At 63.8% G+C, this 3,261-nt stretch carries 2 rRNA genes; both read right to left on the reverse strand.

Going from position 1 to position 3,261, the window contains the following annotated elements:
- Positions 1–5: 5 nt before the first annotated feature.
- A 5S ribosomal RNA gene (gene rrf, locus NW806_RS10865) occupies positions 6–120 on the reverse strand.
- A gap of 90 nt (positions 121–210) precedes the next feature.
- A 23S ribosomal RNA gene (locus NW806_RS10870) occupies positions 211–3,152 on the reverse strand.
- Between the last annotated feature and the right edge of the window lie 109 nt (positions 3,153–3,261).

The following is a 3,261-nucleotide window of genomic DNA, read 5'->3' on the forward strand; positions in this document are numbered from 1 at the left end:
ATGAACGGGTGCATGGACCTAGGTTCCCAGCGGTGAGCCGCCAGTAGGATCGGCGCTGCGGTGTTTCACGACCCGGTTCGGGATGGGACGGGGTGGGTCCACCGCGCTCCACACACACCCATTGGGAGAAGAGACGGTCGTCCCTTCACCCCTCACGCGATTGCTTGCTCGTGCACCCTGTTTTCCTGCTGCCGGTCGGTTCGCCGTGACGGAAGGAAGCCCTCGCCCCTGCGCACCGGTCGCCTCTACGGGTCACCCCGCCTCCAGCTCCGGCCGCTTGGCCCGCTCATCTCGCGGGGGGCTTACCAGCCTTGCGCTGTGAGAGCAGTCGTCTTGCGGCGTGTTTCCCACTTAGATGCTTTCAGCGGTTCTCACTCCCGGACATAGCTACGGAGCCTGCAGGACGCCCTACAACTCCTCCACCAGCGGTCCGTCCAGCCCGGTCCTCTCGTACTAGGGCCAGCCCCGCGCACTGCTCTAGGCGCTCAGAGCGGATAGAGACCGAACTGTCTCACGACGTTCTGAACCCAGCTCGCGTGCCGCTTTCATGGGCGAACAGCCCAACCCTTGGGACCTACTCCAGCCCCAGGATGCGACGAGCCGACATCGAGGTGCCACGCTCCGCCGTCGATATGAACTCTTGGGCGGTCTGAGCCTGTTATCCCCGGGGTAGCTTTTATCCGTTAAGCCACAGGCCTTCCACCCGGTCCTGTGGGATCACTACGGCCGACTTTCATCCCTGCTCGGCCGGTCTGCCTCGCAGTCAAGCGCCCTTCTGCCGTTGCACTCCGCAGCGGATGACCATCCCGCCTGAGGGCGCCGTTGCGCGCCTCCGTTACCCTTTAGGAGGCGACCGCCCCAGTCAAACTACCCACCAGCCACCGTCCCCGCCTGCAGCGGGTGAGGGCAGCGCAGACCGAAGAGTGGTATTTCACCGTCGGCTCCAGCCAGCCCGCAAGCCAGCCTTCTCCGCCTCCCACCTATCCTCCGCATCGGCCTCCGCTACCCGATGGCAAGCTGTAGTAAAGCTCCACGGGGTCTTTTTGTCCCGCTCTGAGGTGGCCGCATCTTCACGGCCACTGCAATTTCACCGAGCCCCCGGTCGAGACAGTGCCCAGGTCGTTATGCCTTTCGTGCGGGTCGGAACTTACCCGACAAGGAATTTCGCTACCTTAGGACTGTTATAGTTACAGCCGCCGTTTACCGGGGCTTCGGTTTGGAGCTTGCACCCCGCCCCTTAACCTTCCGGCACTGGGCAGGCATCACCCCCTATACGTCGCCTTTCGGCTTGAGCAGGGAGCTGTGGTTCTGGTAACCAGTCGCCCGGGCCTGGACCCTGCGGCTGCCTCGCGCTCCACCCGCCAGGGGTTTCACGCTACCCGCAGCACCCCTTCTTCCGAAGGTACGGGGTCAATTTGCCGAGTTCCTTAACCGGGGGTCACTCGTCCACCTTGGTCTCCTCGACCTGTCTACCGGTGTCGGTTTGCGGTACGGGCGTGGAGGGTCTCCCGAGCCGGCCTTTCTCGGCTGCACAGGCGCCTCGCCATTGGGAGGCGGAGGTCCGCCCCCCTTTCACTCGCCTCTCGGTCACCGCCGCACGGATTTGCGTCGTGCGGCTCCCTACCGGCTTGGACGGCGCTCGTCTCGCCGCGGCGACTACCCCTCAGCATCCGGCATTGGTCTAGCGACCGCTCCACGGTACAGGACTATCAACCTGTTGTCCATCAGGTCAGGCGTGTGCCGTCCCCTTAGGCCCGACTACCCTGCCGCGGTGCACCCGTGCGGCAGAACCCTTAGACGTTCGGTGGCGATGATTGCGACATCGCTTCTCCGTTACTCATTCCGGCATTCGCACTCGTCGTCCCTCCAGCGACGCTTCCGCGCCGCCTTCGCTGCGACGACGACGCTCCCCTACCGTTTGCCGATGGCAAACCCGCAGCTTCGGTGCATCGCTTTGCCCCGGTACAGCGTCGGCGCAGCGCTGCTTGACCAGTGAGCTGTTACGCACTCTTTCAAGGATGGCTGCTTCTAAGCCAACCTCCTGGTTGTCTGAGCGGCGCCACAACCTTTCCCACTCAGCGATGACTGGGGGACCTTAGCTGGCGGTCTGGGTTGTTTCCCTCTCGACGACGGATGTTCGCACCCGCCGTCTCACGCGCGGTGCGTTCCCCTGGCATTTGCAGTTTGCCGTCGCTTGGTAAGCGGTGAAGCCCCCGCACAACAACAGGGCTCTACCTCCAGGGGAACCAGAGCCGCGGCTGTACCTCAATACATTTCGGGGAGAACCAGCTATCTCCGTGTTCGATTGGCATTTCACCCCTACCCACAGCTCATCCGAGCCTTTTGCAACAGACACCGGTGCGGCCCTCCACGTCCTGTTAGGGACGCTTCAGCCTGGCCATGGGTAGCTCACACGGTTTCGGGTCTATCCCCGGCGACGGTCGCCCTGTTCAGGCTCGCGTTCACTCCGGCTCCGGCTGGCACTGCCTTAACCACGCCACCGAGGATAACTCGCCGGATCATACTCCAAAAGGCACGCGGTCACCGGTGTTTCCGGCTCCCACGGCGTGGAAGCACACGATTTCAGGGTCTCTTTCACTCCCCTCACCGGGGTGCTTTTCACCGTTCCCTCACGGTACTGTGCGCTATCGGTCACTGCGTGTAGGTTGCCTTGGACAGTGGTCTGCCCAGCTTCAGCCCGGGTTCTTCGTGCCCGGACCTACTCAGGAGCGACCCACCCGGCTGAGGCGCCTGCCTACGCGACTGTCACGCTCTGCGGTGCAGGGTTCCACACTGCTTCGGCGCAGCGCGGTCGCCTGGGTGACCGACGAGCAGGTCGGTCAGGGGTCGTCCTCCAACCCCGCGTGCGCAACGGCTGCTCCCTTGGACACGCACGCGGTTTAGGCTGCACCCGGTTCGCTCGCCGCTACTACGGGTGTGGTTCACGCTTCCTCCGGCTACTGAGATGTTTCAGTTGGCCGGGTTCCCGCTCCGCATCAGCGGAGCGCTGCCAGCTGGCAGCGGGTTGCCCCATTCGGAGATCTCCGGATCACAGCCTGCACGCGGCTCCCCGGAGCATATCGGTGCCGTGCCCCGTCCTTCATCGGCACGCAGCGCCATGGCATCCATCGTGTGCTCATCATGTCTTCCTTCCGTCACGGCCAACCGACCGTGACCCGGTCACACGGTGCGGGTGGACGCACACACCGCTGACCGGCAGCAAATAACTCTTTGCAATCGCGTGAGTTGTTAAGGTACGAC

The sequence above is a fragment of the Synechococcus sp. W65.1 genome (genome assembly GCF_047461615.1).
Taxonomy (GTDB): Bacteria; Cyanobacteriota; Cyanobacteriia; order Thermostichales; family Thermostichaceae; genus Thermostichus.